At 65.1% G+C, this 16,490-nt stretch carries 17 protein-coding genes; 7 read left to right on the plus strand and 10 right to left on the minus strand.

What is annotated here, in order from left to right:
- Positions 1-53: 53 nt before the first annotated feature.
- Together GO608_RS07050 and GO608_RS07055 are read right to left on the minus strand one after the other, a co-directional pair.
- Positions 54-1,403, minus strand: a complete 1,350-nt coding sequence (locus GO608_RS07050) for a sensor histidine kinase (protein ID WP_169198754.1) — start codon at positions 1,401-1,403, stop codon at positions 54-56.
- Complete coding sequence (locus tag GO608_RS07055; RefSeq protein ID WP_169198753.1) at positions 1,400-2,161, minus strand: response regulator; 762 nt, start codon at positions 2,159-2,161, stop codon at positions 1,400-1,402. The genes GO608_RS07050 and GO608_RS07055 overlap by 4 nt, the downstream gene beginning before the upstream one ends.
- Positions 2,162-2,384: 223 nt before the next feature.
- Here GO608_RS07055 and GO608_RS07060 point away from each other — a divergent pair, with 223 nt between their 5' ends.
- Positions 2,385-2,954: a Spy/CpxP family protein refolding chaperone gene (locus GO608_RS07060; protein WP_169198752.1), complete on the plus strand. Its 570-nt coding sequence runs from the start codon at positions 2,385-2,387 to the stop codon at positions 2,952-2,954.
- Positions 2,955-3,143: 189 nt separating this feature from the next.
- Here GO608_RS07060 and aceA read toward each other — a convergent pair whose 3' ends face one another.
- From aceA to clpS, 4 genes are all read right to left on the minus strand, one after another.
- The gene (gene aceA, locus GO608_RS07065) at positions 3,144-4,445 is read right to left on the minus strand and encodes an isocitrate lyase (protein WP_169198751.1); all 1,302 of its coding nucleotides are present in this window, start codon (positions 4,443-4,445) and stop codon (positions 3,144-3,146) included.
- A 372-nt stretch (positions 4,446-4,817) separates the two neighbouring features.
- Positions 4,818-5,297 (minus strand): ribonuclease E activity regulator RraA, encoded by a 480-nt coding sequence (gene rraA / locus GO608_RS07070; protein WP_169198750.1) that lies wholly within the window; start codon positions 5,295-5,297, stop codon positions 4,818-4,820.
- A gap of 124 nt (positions 5,298-5,421) precedes the next feature.
- Entirely contained in the window at positions 5,422-7,695 is a 2,274-nt protein-coding gene (clpA, locus tag GO608_RS07075; protein WP_169198749.1) for an ATP-dependent Clp protease ATP-binding subunit ClpA, read from the minus strand.
- A 2-nt stretch (positions 7,696-7,697) separates the two neighbouring features.
- Positions 7,698-8,006 carry an ATP-dependent Clp protease adapter ClpS gene (gene clpS / locus GO608_RS07080; RefSeq protein ID WP_053422617.1) on the minus strand — a complete coding sequence of 103 codons (309 nt, stop codon included), beginning with the start codon at positions 8,004-8,006 and terminating at the stop codon, positions 7,698-7,700.
- Between the two features lie 406 nt (positions 8,007-8,412).
- Here clpS and GO608_RS07085 point away from each other — a divergent pair, with 406 nt between their 5' ends.
- Entirely contained in the window at positions 8,413-8,616 is a 204-nt protein-coding gene (locus tag GO608_RS07085; protein ID WP_011238349.1) for a cold-shock protein, read from the plus strand.
- A 135-nt stretch (positions 8,617-8,751) separates the two neighbouring features.
- Here GO608_RS07085 and rpmG read toward each other — a convergent pair whose 3' ends face one another.
- The 3 genes from rpmG to GO608_RS07100 all read right to left on the minus strand — a co-directional run bounded on the left by rpmG (position 8,752) and on the right by GO608_RS07100 (position 10,992).
- Positions 8,752-8,919 (minus strand): 50S ribosomal protein L33, encoded by a 168-nt coding sequence (gene rpmG, locus GO608_RS07090; RefSeq protein WP_053422469.1) that lies wholly within the window; start codon positions 8,917-8,919, stop codon positions 8,752-8,754.
- 40 nt (positions 8,920-8,959) lie between these two features.
- Positions 8,960-9,196, minus strand: coding sequence for a 50S ribosomal protein L28 (gene rpmB / locus GO608_RS07095; protein WP_011238351.1), 237 nt, complete (start codon positions 9,194-9,196; stop codon positions 8,960-8,962).
- A gap of 83 nt (positions 9,197-9,279) precedes the next feature.
- Positions 9,280-10,992 carry a SulP family inorganic anion transporter gene (locus GO608_RS07100; protein WP_169198748.1) on the minus strand — a complete coding sequence of 571 codons (1,713 nt, stop codon included), beginning with the start codon at positions 10,990-10,992 and terminating at the stop codon, positions 9,280-9,282.
- A gap of 161 nt (positions 10,993-11,153) precedes the next feature.
- Here GO608_RS07100 and GO608_RS07105 point away from each other — a divergent pair, with 161 nt between their 5' ends.
- The 5 genes from GO608_RS07105 to glcF are packed head-to-tail and all read left to right on the plus strand — an operon-like array spanning position 11,154 to position 15,903.
- Positions 11,154-11,909, plus strand: coding sequence for a FadR/GntR family transcriptional regulator (locus GO608_RS07105; RefSeq protein ID WP_169198747.1), 756 nt, complete (start codon positions 11,154-11,156; stop codon positions 11,907-11,909).
- Positions 11,906-13,417 (plus strand): FAD-linked oxidase C-terminal domain-containing protein, encoded by a 1,512-nt coding sequence (locus tag GO608_RS07110; protein WP_169198746.1) that lies wholly within the window; start codon positions 11,906-11,908, stop codon positions 13,415-13,417. Before GO608_RS07105 ends, GO608_RS07110 begins: the two co-directional genes overlap by 4 nt.
- Positions 13,417-13,590 carry a hypothetical protein gene (locus tag GO608_RS07115; protein WP_169198694.1) on the plus strand — a complete coding sequence of 58 codons (174 nt, stop codon included), beginning with the start codon at positions 13,417-13,419 and terminating at the stop codon, positions 13,588-13,590. Before GO608_RS07110 ends, GO608_RS07115 begins: the two co-directional genes overlap by 1 nt.
- Positions 13,574-14,656: a glycolate oxidase subunit GlcE gene (gene glcE, locus GO608_RS07120; protein ID WP_169198745.1), complete on the plus strand. Its 1,083-nt coding sequence runs from the start codon at positions 13,574-13,576 to the stop codon at positions 14,654-14,656. The genes GO608_RS07115 and glcE overlap by 17 nt, the downstream gene beginning before the upstream one ends.
- Positions 14,657-14,658: 2 nt before the next feature.
- Positions 14,659-15,903: a glycolate oxidase subunit GlcF gene (gene glcF, locus GO608_RS07125; RefSeq protein WP_169198744.1), complete on the plus strand. Its 1,245-nt coding sequence runs from the start codon at positions 14,659-14,661 to the stop codon at positions 15,901-15,903.
- A gap of 20 nt (positions 15,904-15,923) precedes the next feature.
- Here the strand turns inward: glcF and GO608_RS07130 are convergent, their stop codons facing one another.
- Positions 15,924-16,367: a MaoC family dehydratase gene (locus GO608_RS07130; RefSeq protein WP_169198743.1), complete on the minus strand. Its 444-nt coding sequence runs from the start codon at positions 16,365-16,367 to the stop codon at positions 15,924-15,926.
- Between the last annotated feature and the right edge of the window lie 123 nt (positions 16,368-16,490).

Genomic DNA, 16,490 nt, shown 5'->3' on the forward strand with positions numbered 1-16,490 from the left:
AGGCGCGGGGATCGGTTCCGGTTCATTCAACGTGCCGATCGGTTCCGGTTCATTCAACGTGCCGTATTGCTGCGCGTGCTCGGGTGCGGCAGCGTGACGAGCGCTTCGAGCCCGCCATCGGGCCGGTTCGCCAAGGAAACGTCACCCCCTTGTGCGCGCAGCAGATTGCGCGCAATGGCCAGGCCGAGGCCGGTGCCGCCGGTGTCCCGGCTGCGCGACGCTTCGGCACGATAGAAAGGCTCGAACACTTTTTCGAGTTCGGCTTCCGGCACGCCCGGGCCGTGGTCGCGCACGCGGATCTCGAAATGTTCCGGCGTTTCGGCGATCGTGACGTCGACGCGGCCACCGAACTTCACGCCATTTTCGATCAGGTTCCACAGCGCGCGGCGCAGCGCGTCCAGCCGCGCATGGCACGGCGTTCCCGCCCGCCCCGCAAGCGTCACCTGCCAGCCCATGTCGCCTGCGTCCTCGCACAGTGCAGCGACCAGCGCATTCAGGTCGATCGCGCTGGCGGCAGCGGTCACCTCCAGGCTGCGCGCGTAGTCGAGGCCTTCCTTCGCGAGCGCCTGCATGGCGTCGAGATCGGACTGGATTTTCGCCCGCACCGCTTCGTCCTCGACGAGCTCGGCGCGCAGCCGCAGCCGCGTGATCGGCGTCTGCAGGTCGTGCGAGATCGCAGCCAGGATCCGGGTGCGCTCGCCGACATGCTGCTGCAGGCGTTGCTGCATCCGGTTGAACGCATGCGCCGCACGAGCGACTTCGACCGGACCACCGGTGTCGATGGACGGGTGGTTCGGATCGGCGCCGAGCGCATCGGCTGCGGCAGCGAGCCGCGACAGCGGCCGCGTCGCGATGCGCACTGCGAGCCACGACAACAGCGTCACGCCGGCGATCAGCGCCACCAGCGCGGCAACGAGGCTGCCGGGGGGCTGCGGCGGAGGGGGGGCCAACAGGACTCCCGGCAAGCGGACGGTCAGCGGCGCGCCGTCGGCGAGGCGTACGCTCGCGAGCGGTTGCGGACGGCGCGAATGGCCGTCGTCGTGTGTCCGGGACCGCTCGAAAACCGCCACCTCGCGCTCGGGCAGGGCCTGATTCAGCGCTTTACGTAGTGGAGAACCGGCGGACAGCGGCTGCGCGTCGGACGGCGGCACGTCGAGCGTGAGCCGCAGGCGCCGCCGGCCAAGCGTCCTGATCCAGTCCTCGCGCTGCTCGGGCGGGAGGCTGTCGAGCACGTCGACGATCGCGGCGATCTCCCTTGCGACGCCTTCGAACAGCACGTCGCGTCCGTGCCGATCCCGTTCGCTGACGAACAGTGCAAGGCTCACCGCCAGCACCAGCGCGATGCCGACCAGCCAGATCAGCATCAGGCGGGCGAACAGCGTGCGCGGCCAGGGAGGTCTCATGGTTGGGCAGGCGGCTCGGCAACGGCGACGGTGCTCGCGAGCACGTAACCTTCGTTGCGCACCGTCTTGATGATCGCGGGCTCGCGCGCGTTGTCGCGCAGGCGCTGGCGCAGCCGGCTGACGAGCAGGTCAATCGAGCGGTCGAACGCGTCGGCTTCGCGGCCCTGCGTCAATTCCATCAGCTGATCCCGGCTGAGCACGCGCTGAGGATGGGTGAGGAACACCATCAGCATGCGATGCTCGGCGCCCGACAGCGGGACGATGGTGCCGTCCTGGTCGATCAGGTGCCGGGCCGCGGTATCGAGCCGCCACCCCGCAAAGTGCAGCTGGCCCGCATGATCGGCGGGCGAGCCTTCGAGGTTCGGCGGCAGCGCGCGGGCCCGCCGCAGGATCGCGCGGATGCGGGCGTAGAGCTCGCGCGGCACGAACGGCTTGGGCAGGTAATCGTCGGCGCCCATCTCCAGGCCGACGATGCGGTCCATGTCTTCGCCGCGCGCGGTGAGCATCAGCACCGGCAGGTTTGCGTGGGCACTACCACCGGCACGCAGGTTGCGACACAGCGTCAGTCCGTCCTCGCCCGGCATCATGATGTCGAGGACGATCAGGTCGATGCGATGACGCTCGAGAGCGGCTTTCATCTCGCGTCCGTCGGCCGCAGTGGTGCAGCGCAGCCCCTGTTTCTCGAGATAATCGGCGAGCAGGCTGCGGATCTCTTTGTCATCGTCGACGATGAGGATGTGGTCGTTGGAGGCGGTCATGTTCCGGGCTGGCGGCGGTCGAAGCAGGGCGGGCAGATGATGCCCCGATGTGAATCATAAGGGGAGCGCCGGAGCGTCTTGTATCCCAGAGTATCTCCGCCGCGCGCCGAGACATGCTCATGCAAACGGGAGTGCTGCGGACAAATGCGGCTTACATCCCGGTGTTCAAATGGTTTCGCCGCCCGCAGTCGAAGGGCGTTCCAGATCAACACGGAGAACCATCATGAAAACCTGGATCAAGACCGCAATTGCCGCCGCTGTCGCAGCGACGGCAGGTTTCGCCGCTCCCGCCGCCATTGCCGGAGGCGGAGGTGGCTGGCACGACATGCACGGAGGCATGCATGGAGAAATGCATGGAGAAATGCATGGAGAAATGCATGGAGGGATGCACGGCAGGAAGCATCGCATGGATCCCGCAGCGATGACTGCGCGCGCGGACCAGCATCTTGCCCAACTGCAGGAAGCCCTTGCGCTCCGGCCGGAGCAGCGCCCGGCGTGGGAGACGTTCAGCACTGCGATGCGTACCAGGATGCAGAAGGCTGCCGAGCAGATGCAGTCGATGCGAGGCGGAGAGCGGCCGATGACAGCGCCCGAGCGGATGGAGCGCATGGAGACGTTCGCCGAAATGCGGCTCGCATCGATGCGGGAGATGCACGCCGCCACCGCGAAGCTTTATGACGTGCTCGATGCGACGCAGAAGAAGACTTTCGACGAGCAGTTTCGCGTCGGTGGCCCTCGCCGCGGCGACCGGCAACAACGGCCGGGGCGCATGGAGCGTTCCCCGGCGCCGTGAGCTTATCCTGACAGCCTCGGCCGCTAGGAACGGGCGAAAGCGAACTGCAACGGGCCGCGCTTTCACGAGCGGCCCCGGCGCGAAGCGGATGGCGGACGAATGCCGTTCGCCAAACAAAAAGCCGCGTCTCGTGAACGCGGCTTGCTGTGATGGGCAGGCCTGGATTACGGCCTGCCCGAATCGAAACGATCAGTGGAACTGTTCTTCTTCGGTCGAGCCGGTCAGCGCGGTAACGCTCGAAGCGCCGCCCTGGATCACCGTCGTCACTTCGTCGAAGTAACCGGTGCCGACTTCCTGCTGGTGCGACACGAAGGTGTAGCCACGGTCGCGTGCGGCGAACTCGGGCTCCTGGACTTTCTCGACGTAGGCCGACATGCCGCGCTTCGCGTAGTCCTGGGCGAGGTCGAACATGTTGTACCACATCGAATGGATACCGGCCAACGTGATGAACTGGTACTTGTAGCCCATCGCGCCGAGTTCGCGCTGGAACTTGGCGATGGTCGCGTCGTCGAGGTTCTTCTTCCAGTTGAACGACGGCGAGCAGTTGTAGGCCAGCATCTTGCCCGGGTGCTTGGCATGCACGGCTTCGGCGAACTTGCGCGCGAACTCGAGGTCCGGCGTGCCGGTTTCGCACCACACGAGGTCGGCATATTCGGCGTAGGCGATCGCGCGGGAGATGGCCTGGTCGAGCCCCTTGTTGGTCTTGTAGAAGCCTTCAGCCGTGCGCTCGCCCGTCAGGAAAGGTTTGTCGTTCGCGTCGTAGTCGCTCGTCAACAGGTCGGCGGCTTCCGCGTCGGTACGGGCAATCACCAGCGTCGGCACACCCATGACGTCCGCGGCGAGGCGGGCGGCGAGCAGCTTCTGCACGGCTTCGGCGGTCGGCACCAGCACCTTGCCACCCATGTGGCCGCACTTCTTCACCGAGGCGAGCTGGTCTTCCCAGTGCACGCCAGCGGCGCCGGCACGGATCATCGCCTTCATCAGTTCAAAAGCGTTCAGCACGCCGCCGAAACCGGCTTCGGCATCGGCAACGATCGGGGCGAAGTAGTCGACGTAGCCCTTGTCGCCCTTGTTGATGTTCTTCGACCACTGGATCTGGTCGGCACGCTGGAACGCGTTGTTGATGCGCTCGACGACCGTCGGCACCGAGTTGACCGGGTACAGCGACTGGTCCGGGTACATCGCGGCGTACGAGTTGTTGTCGGCCGCAACCTGCCAGCCCGACAGGTAGATCGCCTTGATGCCGGCCTTGACCTGCTGCATCGCCTGACCGCCGGTCAGCGCGCCGAGGCAATTGACGTACGGTTCGTTGTTCACAAGGTTCCACAGCTTTTCTGCACCGACGCGCGCCAGGGTGCTTTCGGGCTGGATGGAACCGCGCAGGCGGACGACATCGGCGGCAGTGTAGTTGCGCTTGATGCCTTTCCAGCGGGGGTTTTCGGCCCAGTCTTTCTCGATGGCGGCGATTTGCTGTTCGCGGGTCAGGGTCATGGCAGGTTCCTTGTTGGCTGACGATTTATGAGCGTGGAAACGTTCCTCGTGCGCGTCTGACGATATGCCCGCGGATCATTTCCGTTCGATTGCCGTCGTGCTGCAGAGGCGGCGTCGAGTGAGGAGGAGTATAGGAAGGTTTTCGCTCTGCAGCAACAGGTCTTATATAAGATATAAGAAATTATTTAGGCCTTGATTTTCAGGAGTTTAAACTCTGCATTTTGTATCGTGGAACGGCAGACGGCGTTGTGAAATGAATTGCTGCTGCAATGCCGCAGAAAATGCTGTTGCCCGAGCCGTTCCGGAAAGCCCCGTTGGGGGCGTGCAGTGAATGACGCCAGCGCAGCGCGATGCCCGCTCGCGGGGAATGAATCAGAGCAGCGACGATTCCGAAACGACGACGCCATCCTCGTCGGCGTAAATGAAATGCCCGGGAGTGAAGGTCACGCCGCCGAACGTCACAGCGATGTCACGATCTCCGGCGCCTTTTTTGATGCTCTTCAGCGGATGGGTGCCGAGCGCGAACACTCCCAGTTCCATCGTGCCGATCGCCTTCGAGTCGCGGATGCAGCCATACACGATGATCCCGGCCCATTGATTCTTCACGCCGAGCAGCGCCAACTGGTCGCCGACGAGCGCGCACCGCATCGAACCCCCGCCGTCGACGACGAGCACTTTGCCTTCGCCCGGCCCTTCGAGCGCAGTGCGCACCAGGGAATTGTCCTCGAACACCTTGAGTGTCGTGATCCGGCCGCAAAAGGCACCGCGCCCGCCGTAGCTCCGGAACATTGGGCTGACGATTTTCACGCGGCTTTCGTTGGCATCACACAGATCGGCGGTCTGGAATTCCATGCTTCTTCCTTCGTTTTGAGGGGGGAGAAAGTGTACTGCGACGTCGCCATTCACGAGCGGCAACGGGGGGCGACAGGGGCAAAAAAAAAGCGGCCCGCAGGCCGCCTTTTCGGAGTGCGACCACTTAGGCCGTGGCCGCCTCCATCTGGTCGAAGACCAGCTTGACCTTCCCGTCGGCGTCCAGATCGATGGTCACCTTGCCGCCGTTCGCCAGGCGGCCGAACAGCAGCTCGTCGGCGAGCGCGGACCGGATCGTGTCCTGGATCAGGCGAGCCATCGGACGCGCACCCATCATCGGGTCGAAGCCTTCGCCCGCCAGCCATGCCTTCAGCTCGTCGGTGAAATGCGCCTCGACCTTCTTCTCGTGCAACTGCGCCTCGAGCTGCATCAGGAACTTGTCGACAACGCGCAGGATGACTTCGTTGTCGAGCGCCTTGAACGAGATCGTCGCATCGAGCCGGTTGCGGAATTCCGGCGAGAACATGCGCTTGATGTCCGCCATCTCGTCGCCCGCTTCGCGCTTGGCCGAAAAACCGATCACCGCCTTCTGCATCGACTCCGCTCCCGCGTTCGTCGTCATGATCAGGATGACGTTGCGGAAGTCCGCCTGGCGTCCGTTGTTGTCCGTCAGCGTGCCGTGATCCATCACCTGCAGAAGGATGTTGTAGATGTCCGGGTGCGCTTTCTCGATTTCGTCGAGGAGCAGCACGCAGTGCGGCTTCTTCGTGATCGCCTCGGTCAACAGCCCGCCCTGGTCGAACCCGACATATCCTGGCGGCGCCCCGATCAGGCGGCTGACTGCGTGGCGCTCCATGTATTCGGACATGTCGAAGCGCACCAGTTCGATGCCCATCGTGAACGCCAGTTGTCGCGCGACTTCAGTCTTGCCGACGCCGGTCGGACCGGAGAACAGGAAGCTGCCGATCGGTTTCGCCGGATTGCCCAGGCCGGAGCGCGACATCTTGATCGCCTTGGCCAGTGCGTCGATGGCGGCTTCCTGGCCGAACACGACGTTCTTCAGGTCGCGCTCGAGGTTCATCAGCGCAGTCTTGTCGTCGTTCGACACGCTGCGCGGCGGTATCCGTGCGATCTTCGCGACGATATCCTCGATTTCGCCCTTGCCGATCAGCTTGCGCTGCTTCGATTTCGGCAGGATCCGCTGGGCCGCGCCCGCTTCATCGATGACGTCGATCGCCTTGTCCGGCAGGTGGCGATCGTTGATGTAGCGCGCCGAAAGTTCGGCCGCAGAGGACAGCGCCGCCGCCGAATACTTGACGTTGTGATGTTCCTCGAACCGGCTCTTCAAGCCCTTCAGGATTTCGACCGTTTCCGCTACCGAGGGCTCCGAAACATCGACTTTCTGGAAACGCCGCGACAGCGCGTGATCCTTCTCGAAGATCTGGCGGAACTCCGAATAGGTCGTCGCGCCGATGCACTTCAGTTGCCCGGACGACAGCGCCGGCTTGAGCAGATTCGACGCATCGAGCGTGCCCCCCGAGGCCGCGCCGGCACCGATGAGGGTATGAATCTCGTCGATGAAGAGAATCGCGTTCTGCGTTTCGCGCAGTTGCTTGAGTACGGCTTTCAGCCGCTGCTCGAAGTCGCCCCGATACTTCGTCCCCGCCAGCAGCGCACCCATGTCGAGCGCATAGACCTGAGCGCCCTCGAGGATCTCGGGAATCCGCCCTTCGATGATCCGCCGTGCCAGACCTTCGGCGATCGCAGTCTTGCCGACCCCCGCTTCGCCGACCAGCAAGGGGTTGTTCTTGCGCCGGCGGCATAACGTCTGGATGACGCGCTCGAGTTCCCGGTCGCGTCCGATCAGCGGGTCGATCTTGCCGACCAGTGCCTGCTGGTTGAGGTTCTGCGTGTAATTCTCGAGTGCACCGCCTGGTTGTGCCGTTTCCGTCTCCTGCTCGCCTTGCTCGGACTCGCTGCGTCCCGGCGCATTCGCACCTTGCTGGGGCGCTTTCGCAATGCCGTGCGAAATGAAGTTGACGACGTCCAGTCGCGAAATATTCTGCCGCTGGAGGAAGTACACCGCGTGCGAATCCTTCTCGCCGAAAATGGCGACCAGGACGTTCGCGCCGGTGACTTCCTTCTTGCCCGACGACTGGACGTTCAGTATCGCGCGCTGAATTACGCGCTGGAATCCGAGCGTCGGCTGCGTGTCGATCTCGTCCGCGCCTTCGACCCTCGGGGTGTGTTCGTTGATGAAAGTCGTCAATTCTCGCCGTAGTTCATCGACGTTTGCGGCGCATGCGCGCAAGACTTCGGCGGCTGACGGATTGTCGAGCAGCGCGAGCAGCAGATGTTCAACAGTGATGAACTCGTGCCGCTTCTGTCGCGCCTCGACAAAGGCCATGTGCAGACTGACTTCAAGTTCCTGCGCGATCATTCTCAATTTTCCTCCATCACGCACGCCAGCGGATGCTGGTGCTGCCGGGCAAAGGCGACGACCTGTTCGACCTTGGTCGCGGCGACGTCTTTCGGAAAAACGCCGCACACCCCCATGCCTTCTCTGTGGACTTGGAGCATGACCCGTGTCGCCCGTTCGCGGTCCATGCCAAAAAATTTCTGCAGCACGACTATGACGAAATCCATCGGCGTGAAATCGTCGTTGAGCAGTAGCACCTTATAAAGTGGCGGCGGCTTGGTGCGAGTTTGCTCCGCCTCGAGTAAAAACTCGTCCTGCTTTTGAGTGGCCATGCGGTTCATTCTAATGAAGTCGAGGCAGAGTGCAACATGCCGCCGGGAGAGTAAAAACGGCCTGTGCGACGGCAAAAAAGCGATGCGAGCGCTGTTGCGATGCAAGAACGGCTCCCGGGAGCGCCGGTCAGTTTCATTCAACGGAGGTGGGCGTTGTACGGCAAGAAGGGAGGGCAGGAATTGGTGCAATGCAAAAAAGCCGCCACCCACGAAACGCTTGACGCTGTTCGCGCAAATGCGTAAAAGCAGGATCGTGCGAAATGCGAAGCTAAACGCGGTGGTTCTGCACGTTTTGGCTGCTTACGTAGTCCGATTTGGCTTTACCGGCTTCGTTTTACTGCGCATTGATGCACTAAAGGGGTGATTTCCTGCATCGTTTCAAGCAATTTTGAAGGATTACGGCAACATGGCAACTGGTACCGTCAAGTGGTTCAACGACTCGAAGGGCTTCGGCTTCATTACTCCGGACGATGGCAGCGAGGATCTCTTCGCGCACTTCTCCGCGATCAACATGAACGGGTTCAAGACGTTGAAGGAAGGGGAGAAGGTTTCCTTCGAAGTTACCCAGGGTCCGAAGGGCAAACAGGCTTCTAATATCCAGAAGGCCTGATAGTCCTGGCAATCCGGCACGCTGAATCACTGTCGCGGGACGGGTTCCAGAAAGCAAGAGGCCGCCGGAGCGATCCGGCGGCCTCTTGCTGCTTGCGGGAGCCAATGCGTGCGCGGGCATCGCCCGCCGGGCACATCACTTCAGCTTGATTTCCTTGTACAGCACGTGCTTGCGTACGACCGGGTCATACTTGCTGAACTCGAGCTTGTTGGGGGTGGTGCGCTTGTTCTTGGACGTCGTGTAGAAGTGACCGGTACCTGCGGTCGACTCCAGCTTGATTTTTTCGCGGGCGCCTTTGGCCATGTGAGTCTCCGTACGTTTGCTTCAGTTGCGTGGCGAGGCGTCAGACCTTCTCGCCGCGGGCGCGAAGTTCGGAGACGACCACGTCGATGCCCTTCTTGTCGATCGTGCGCAAGGCGGCATTGGAAACGCGCAGGCGGATCCAGCGGTTTTCGGATTCGCTCCAGAACCTGCGGTTTTGCAGGTTCGGCAGGAAGCGGCGCTTGGTTTTGTTATTAGCGTGGGAAACGTTGTTTCCCACCATCGGTGCTTTACCGGTCACTTGACAGACGCGAGCCATACGATGCTCCAGGGAATTCGGATTTCGGAAAACCTCGGATGGTATCGTAGAAGCCCGGGTGGGTGCAAGAAAACAAAATGGAATCAGCGCTCCGGCGTGACCGCCGCGGCATCCTCGCGGAGGGCTTCGAGGGCCTGGTGTTCGGTCCGGTAGTCGGCGTGCTTGCCGAGCCGCAGCCACAGGCCCGTTTTCTGCATCACGTCGATGACCTGTTTTTTCAGGCCGCAAAAAGCCAGGTTCGTGTTCGTCCCGCGCAGCCGCTCGATGAGCAGCGAGAGCGTGTGCAGGCCGGTCGCATCGATCGTGTTGATGCCCGCGGCGGAGATCAGTACGGTGCGCAGGCCGGCGTGGGTCGCCGCTGCTGCGAGCACGGCGCGCTCGAAGGCTGCAGCGGTGACGAACGTGAGCGGGCTGTCGAAGCGCAGGATGACGATGGCCGGGTCGGGATGCTCGAGTCCGAAGCGTGCGAGGTCGCGGTAGGTGCCGTCGGGATGCAGGCCCAGCAGGGCCGTGCGCGGGCGCATCTCGCGGTAGAGCATCAACGCCAGTGACAGCAGCAATCCGGCGACGACGCCGTTCTGGATGTTCGGCGCGAACACCAGTGTGGCGATGAAGGTGAGCGTCGAGGCGAGGCCGTCGTCGCGCCCGGCCTGCCACGCGCGGGCGAGCGCCCGCAGATCGATCAGGCCGGTGATGACATGCAGGATGATCGCGGCAAGCACCGGCTTGGGCAGATGCCACAGGAGCGGCGTGAGGTAAAGCAGCGTCACGAGCACGCACGCGGCGGCGATCAGCGACGAGAGGCCGCTCCTCGCGCCGGAGACGTAGTTGAGCGCCGAACGCGAGAAAGAGGCGCTGACCGGCAACGCGCCGCTGATCGCCGCGGCGATTTTCGCCACACCCTGGCCGATCAGTTCCTGGTTCTGGTCCCAGTCCTGGCCGCTTTTCCCGGAGATCAGCTTGGCGCTCGAAGTCGCTTCCATGAAGCTCACCAGTGCGATGACGAAGGCAGTCGGGATCAGCGCGACTGCGGCATTCCAGTCGAATTCCGGAACGCCGAGGACGGGGAGGCCGGCCGGGATCGCTCCGACGACCGCACCCCCGCGCGAGCCGTAGCCGACGGCGGCGGAGGTCGCTGTTGCGCAGGCGACGACGATCAATACCGCCGGGGATCCTGGCGCAAAACGCTTGAGCAGGAGCAGTGCGAGCAGGGAGCCTGCTCCGAAGGCCGCCGACAGCGGATGCGCGGTGTCGAGGGCTCCCAGCGCCGTCCAGAAGTCGACCAGGAAATGTGTCGACTGCGGCATCACCACGCCGAGCAGCGCCGGCAATTGCGACAGCCCGATGATCAGGGCCGCGGCGTTGATGAAACCGGTCATCACCGGACGGGAAAGCAGATTCAGCAGCCAGCCGGCGCGCAGCGCACCGAGTGCCAGCTGGATGAGGCCCGACAGCAGCGCGAGCAGGATCGCGAGCGTCAGGAAGGCCGGGGACGCCGGGTCGGCGAACGGCAGCAGGCTCGCACCGGTGAGAATCGACGTCAGCGCGACGGGGCCGGTCGACAGCTGCGCGCACGAGCCGAAGAGCGCCGCGACGACTGCCGGCAGCAGCGCAGCGTAAAGCCCGACATGAGGCGGCAGGGAGGCGAGCTGTGCGTAGGCCAGCGACTGCGGGATCAGCATCAGCGCCACCGTGACGCCGGCGATCAGGTCGCCGCGCAGGGACGCTGCCGACCATTGCCGACGCCAGGCGAGGAAGGGGAGCAGGCGGTCGATCAGCGGCGGGAGCGAGGTCATTGAAACTGGAGCCTCGGGCGGCGGGCGGGAAGTCGATGGTAGCAAATGGCGGATGAATGCATCGGCGCAATCGGCGGGGGCGCATCAGGGTAAGTCCCGATGCTGACATCGAAACGTTTGGAGGTTAGTATTCTGAAGTTGTCAGACAACTTTGCGAAGACATGAGCGCCGCCCCGATACCCGAACGTCCTCCCGATCTCAGCGCCGCCGTCGCCCGGCAGCTCGAGCAGTGGATCAGCGAGCAGCAGCTCCCGAAGGGTGCGCAGCTGCCGACGGAAAAGCTGCTGTGCGAGAAATTCGGCGTGAGCCGGGCGGTTATCCGGGAAGCGATCTCGCGGCTCAAGGCCGACGGATGTGTGACGACGCGCCAAGGGTCGGGCGCCTATGTCGCTGCGCCTCCGGGTCACGGCAGTTTTCGCCTGCTGCACGGACTGTTGCCGTCCGCGACGATCCCGACGGACGAGATCTCGGATGTTTTCGAGCTGCGCTGTCTCGTCGAAACCGGCGCGGCCGAGCGCGCCGCGCTGCGCCGCACGCCGGCGGACCTGGCCCGCATGCGCGAAGCGCTAGCGCGGATGGACGAGGCGCTGGCGGCGGGATCCGATGCGGTGGGGGACGACGACGCGTTCCATGTCGCCATCGCCGCGGCGACGCAGAATCCGCATATCGAGCGCTTCCAGGCTTTCATGGGGCGCCAGTTCTCCGATTCCCGGGCGCCCACTTGGAGCGGCGAGGGCCACCGCAGCGGACGTGCGCGGCAGGCGCAGGCCGAACATGCAAGGATTTTCGACGCGATCGCGTGTGGCGATGCGGACGCTGCGCGTGCTGCGGCGCAGGCCCATCTCGTATGCGCCGCGCGCCGCCTCGGGCTCGATCCGCTGCGCTGGGGTAATGAACGACTGGAGGGGACACAATGAACTTCGACGCCGAAGCGCCGGCACCGGGAGAGCGGGACGTCGATTTTTCCGCAGTCGACAAGGTGCGGCTGGTCGAAGCGCTGGCGCGCGTGCTGCCGGCCGGGGCGCTGAGGTATGACGCCGAGGATCTGCGCCCGTACGAATGCGACGGTCTTTCCGCATACCGGCAGCTGCCGCTGATTGTTGCGCTGCCGACGCGCGAAGAAGAGGTCGTCGAGGTGCTGCGCACCTGTCATGAGCTGGGCGTGCCGGTGGTCGCGCGCGGCGCGGGCACCGGCCTGTCGGGCGGCGCGCTGCCGCATGCGCATGGCGTCGTGCTGTCGCTCGCGCGCTTCAACCGCATCCTGCATCTCGACCCGCATGCGCGCACCGCGGTGGTTCAGCCGGGGGTGCGCAACTTGGCGATCTCGGAAGCGGCGGCACCACACGGGCTTTATTACGCGCCGGACCCGTCGTCGCAGATCGCGTGCACGATCGGCGGCAACGTCGCGGAGAACTCGGGCGGCGTGCATTGCCTGAAGTACGGCCTGACGGTGCATAACCTGCTGCGCGTGCGGGGCGTGACGATCGAAGGCGAGATCGTCGAGATCGGCAATCACGGGCTCGACGCGCCCGGCTACGACCTGCTCGCGCTGATTACAGGCTCGGAAGGAATGCTGGCCGTCGTCACCGAAGTGACCGTCAAGCTCACGCCCAAACCGCAGCTCGCGCAGTGCGTGCTCGCCGCGTTCGACGACGTTATCCGCGCGGGCGAAGCGGTCGCGGAGATCATCGCGGCAGGCATCATCCCCGCCGGACTCGAGATGATGGACCAGCCGGCGACCGCCGCAGTCGAGCAGTTCGTGCATGCGGGCTACCCGCTCGATGCGAAAGCGATCCTGCTGTGCGAATCGGACGGCACGCCCGAAGAGGTCGCCGAGGAGGTCGCGCGCGTCCGTGCGGTCCTCGAGGCGGGCGGTGCGACCGAGATTCGCGTGTCGCGCGACGAGGCCGAGCGGATGCGCTTCTGGGCCGGGCGCAAGGCGGCGTTTCCCGCTGCGGGGCGCATCTCGCCGGACTACTACTGCATGGACGGCACGATTCCGAGGAAGCGCCTCGGCGAGATGCTCGAAGCGATCCAGGCGATGGAGCGCAAGCACGGGCTGCGCTGCATCAACGTCTTTCACGCCGGCGACGGCAATCTGCATCCGCTGATCCTGTTCGACGCGAACGAGCCGGGCGAACTCGCGCGGGCGGAAGACTTCGGCGCTGAAATCCTCGAGCTGTCGGTCGCGCTCGGCGGCACGATCACCGGCGAACATGGCGTCGGCATCGAGAAGATCAACCAGATGTGCAGCCAGTTTTCGCGGCCCGAGATCACGACGTTCTTCCGCGTGAAGGCGGCGTTCGATCCGGCCGGGCTGCTCAATCCCGGCAAGGCGATTCCGACGCTGAACCGCTGCGCCGAGTACGGCCGCGAGCGGGTCAGCAAAGGGCATGTGCCGTATCCGGATATCCCCCGCTTCTGATGGAGAAGGGGTGGATCCAGCTGCTGCTCGTCGGCGTGCCGGTGCTGTCGCTGATCGGTTCGTGGCTGGCGCTGCGGGTGGTCGCGCAGCGCGGCGCGCGGCGGCGGCGGGGGGAATCCGGGACGGAGCACAAGAAAATCATCAAGGCAGAGGCGAATGAGCGATTTGATTGAGCAGTGGCAGGAACGCGTGCGGGCAGCCTCAGCGGCCGGGACTGCGCTGCAGATCCGCGGCGGTGGGACAAAAGCGTTTTACGGGCGGGCGCCGGCCGGCGAGGCCTTCGACGTGCGGGGGCACGCCGGCGTCGTCAACTACGAACCGACCGAGCTGGTCGTCACGGCGCGGGCCGGCACGCCGCTCGCCGAACTCGAAGCGCTGCTCGACGATAGCCGGCAGATGCTGGCGTTCGAACCGCCGCATTTCGGCGCCACGGCGACGATCGGTGGTTGTGTCGCAGCCGGGCTTTCCGGGCCGCGCCGCGCGGCGGCCGGTGCGTTGCGCGATTTCGTTCTGGGCGTGAAGATCCTCGATGGCCGCGGGGAAGTGCTCACGTTCGGTGGCCAAGTGATGAAGAACGTTGCCGGCTACGACGTGTCGCGGCTGATCGCGGGCAGCCTCGGGACCCTGGGCGTGATTCTGGAGGTGTCGCTGAAAGTGCTGCCGCGGCCCGTCGCGGAAGCGACGTTGAGCCTCGCGATGAGCGAAGGCGAGGCGATCGCGCGGCTCAACGAATGGGGCGGTCAGCCGCTGCCGCTATCGGCGTCGGCGTGGAGCGACGGGGTGTTGAACGTGCGCCTGTCGGGCGCGGAAGCCGCAGTGCGCTCGGCGCTCGTGCGGCTCGGCGGGGAGGTGGTCGCGGAGGATGCGGCCGACGCGTTCTGGGCAGGGCTGCGCGAACAGACTACGGACTTCTTCGGCGACGCAGCGCTCGACGAGGCAGGGACATCCCTGTGGCGGCTGTCGGTGCCAAGTTCCGCCGCGCCGCTGAAACTGGACGGGCAGCAGTTGATCGAGTGGGGTGGCGCGCTGCGCTGGCTGCGCTCGACGGCCGCGGCGGAAGCCATCCGCGAGCGGACGGCGGCGCTCGGCGGCCATGCGACGCTGTTCCGCGGCGGCGACCGGACGACCGAGGTTTTCCATCCGCTGCCGGCTCCGCTGATGACGATCCACCGCCGCCTCAAGCACGCCTTCGACCCGGCCGGCGTCTTCAATCCCGGCCGCCTCTACGAGGGACTCTGAACATGCAGACCCGGCTTGCCGACTTCATCAAGGACACGCCCGAAGGCCGCGAGGCCGAAGCGATCCTGCGCAGCTGCGTGCATTGCGGTTTTTGCACCGCGACGTGTCCGACCTACCAGCTGCTCGGCGACGAGCTCGACGGGCCGCGCGGACGGATCTACCTGATCAAGCAGCTGCTGGAGGGGCACGACGTCACCGAAAAGACGCGCCTGCATCTGGATCGCTGCCTGACGTGCCGCTCGTGCGAAACCACCTGCCCGTCCGGCGTGCAGTACGGTCGCCTCGCCGATATCGGCCGCCACCTCGTCGAAGCACGGGTGCCGCGTACCGGCGCGGACCGTGCGAAGCGCTGGGCGCTGCGCGAGTTCGTTCCGCGCGCCGGGCTGTTCGGCGCCGCGATGAAGGCGGGCCGCGCCGTGCGCAGCCTGCTGCCGCCGGCGCTGCGGGAGAAAGTCGCCGAGCTTCGGCGCGCCGGACCATGGCCCGCGCCGCGCCATCCCCGACGCATGATCGCGCTGGCCGGTTGTGCGCAACCGGCGATGGCGCCGTCGATCAACGCTGCGACTGCGCGCGTCCTCGACACGCTGGGTGTGTCGCTCGTCGAGATGCCGAGGGCCGGCTGTTGCGGCGCGGTGCGTTATCACCTCAACGACCAGGAAGGCGGACGGGACGATGCGCGTCGCAACATCGACACGTGGTGGCCGGCCATCGAGCGCGGCGAGGTCGAGGCGATCGTCATGACCGCTTCGGGCTGCGGGATGCAGGTCAGGGACTACGGGCACCTGCTCGCGCAGGATGCGGCTTATGCCGACCGGGCCGCGCGCATCGCAGCGATGACCCGCGACGTCGCCGAGGTCCTCGCCGCCGAAAGCGACCGGTTGCGCGGGCTGCTGGAGCGTCGTCGCGGCGAGCCGGATCCGGTCGCGTTTCATTCGCCGTGCACGCTGCAGCATGGGCAGCGGATTCGCGGCGTCGTCGAAAATCTGCTCGCCGCGGCAGGATATTCACTGACGCCGGTGCGCGACGCCCATTTGTGCTGCGGTTCGGCCGGCACCTATTCGCTGCTGCAGCCGGAATTGTCGCAGCGCCTGCGCGACGACAAGCTGGCCGCGCTCGGCGAAGGCGGGGCGCCGCTGATCGCGTCGGCCAACATAGGTTGCATCGGCCATCTTCAGGGCGGCACGGCGACGCCGGTGCGGCACTGGATCGAGCTCATCGACAGCCGGCTGAACGGCACGGTGCTCTGAGTGCGACCCGGCCGTCGTGTTCACCGTCCGGGATTGTCGGCGACCAGCATTTTCGCCTCGGCTTCGGCGACCTTAACGCCGTCCTGATTCGTGCACGCGCCGGACAGGCTGACGATGCCGCCCTGGTGTTTCGGCTTGTCATCCAGCGCCTCGACTGTCCACACCATCGTCAGCGTGTCGCCGGCGACGACCGGCGCGATGAACCGTGACGTGTGCTCGACGTAGGCGATCGCGGTGCCGTGAAAAACCATACCGAGGTGGGCGGCCATGAACGACGTGGTCACGTAGCCGTGTGCGATCCGGCTGCCGTACCGGCTCTGCCCGGCGATGCGCTGGTTCACGTGCAGCGGATTGAAGTCTCCGAACAGGCCTGCGCTGAGCACGATGTGGGTTTCGGTCAGGGTCATCGAGGTTTCGAATGCGTCGCCGATGCGCACCTCGTTGTAACCGCGTCCTGAATGCATGCCTAGCTCCTTCGCAATATGAGTGGATATGAGGTGTGATGCATTTCACGCAACACACGTAGCAGACTGGCATGAACGTACCGCAGCGCGGCGCCGCTGGCTATCATTGCCGGCGGTCAATCC

The sequence above is a fragment of the Aromatoleum buckelii genome, assembly GCF_012910785.2.
Classification (GTDB): domain Bacteria; phylum Pseudomonadota; class Gammaproteobacteria; order Burkholderiales; family Rhodocyclaceae; genus Aromatoleum; species Aromatoleum buckelii.

What these genes read in the sequence shown, in the direction of transcription:
- GO608_RS07050 (WP_169198754.1), bottom strand. Translation starts at nt 1,403, where the DNA reads ATGAGACCTCCCTGGCCGCGCACGCTGTTCGCCCGCCTGATGCTGATC.
- GO608_RS07110 (WP_169198746.1), top strand. Translation starts at nt 11,906, where the DNA reads ATGAACTTCGACGCCGAAGCGCCGGCACCGGGAGAGCGGGACGTCGAT.
- GO608_RS07055 (WP_169198753.1), bottom strand. Translation starts at nt 2,161, where the DNA reads ATGACCGCCTCCAACGACCACATCCTCATCGTCGACGATGACAAAGAG.
- clpA (WP_169198749.1), bottom strand. Translation starts at nt 7,695, where the DNA reads ATGATCGCGCAGGAACTTGAAGTCAGTCTGCACATGGCCTTTGTCGAG.
- glcE (WP_169198745.1), top strand. Translation starts at nt 13,574, where the DNA reads ATGAGCGATTTGATTGAGCAGTGGCAGGAACGCGTGCGGGCAGCCTCA.
- aceA (WP_169198751.1), bottom strand. Translation starts at nt 4,445, where the DNA reads ATGACCCTGACCCGCGAACAGCAAATCGCCGCCATCGAGAAAGACTGG.
- GO608_RS07115 (WP_169198694.1), top strand. Translation starts at nt 13,417, where the DNA reads ATGGAGAAGGGGTGGATCCAGCTGCTGCTCGTCGGCGTGCCGGTGCTG.
- GO608_RS07085 (WP_011238349.1), top strand. Translation starts at nt 8,413, where the DNA reads ATGGCAACTGGTACCGTCAAGTGGTTCAACGACTCGAAGGGCTTCGGC.
- rpmB (WP_011238351.1), bottom strand. Translation starts at nt 9,196, where the DNA reads ATGGCTCGCGTCTGTCAAGTGACCGGTAAAGCACCGATGGTGGGAAAC.
- glcF (WP_169198744.1), top strand. Translation starts at nt 14,659, where the DNA reads ATGCAGACCCGGCTTGCCGACTTCATCAAGGACACGCCCGAAGGCCGC.
- rpmG (WP_053422469.1), bottom strand. Translation starts at nt 8,919, where the DNA reads ATGGCCAAAGGCGCCCGCGAAAAAATCAAGCTGGAGTCGACCGCAGGT.
- clpS (WP_053422617.1), bottom strand. Translation starts at nt 8,006, where the DNA reads ATGGCCACTCAAAAGCAGGACGAGTTTTTACTCGAGGCGGAGCAAACT.
- rraA (WP_169198750.1), bottom strand. Translation starts at nt 5,297, where the DNA reads ATGGAATTCCAGACCGCCGATCTGTGTGATGCCAACGAAAGCCGCGTG.
- GO608_RS07100 (WP_169198748.1), bottom strand. Translation starts at nt 10,992, where the DNA reads ATGACCTCGCTCCCGCCGCTGATCGACCGCCTGCTCCCCTTCCTCGCC.
- GO608_RS07060 (WP_169198752.1), top strand. Translation starts at nt 2,385, where the DNA reads ATGAAAACCTGGATCAAGACCGCAATTGCCGCCGCTGTCGCAGCGACG.
- GO608_RS07130 (WP_169198743.1), bottom strand. Translation starts at nt 16,367, where the DNA reads ATGCATTCAGGACGCGGTTACAACGAGGTGCGCATCGGCGACGCATTC.
- GO608_RS07105 (WP_169198747.1), top strand. Translation starts at nt 11,154, where the DNA reads ATGAGCGCCGCCCCGATACCCGAACGTCCTCCCGATCTCAGCGCCGCC.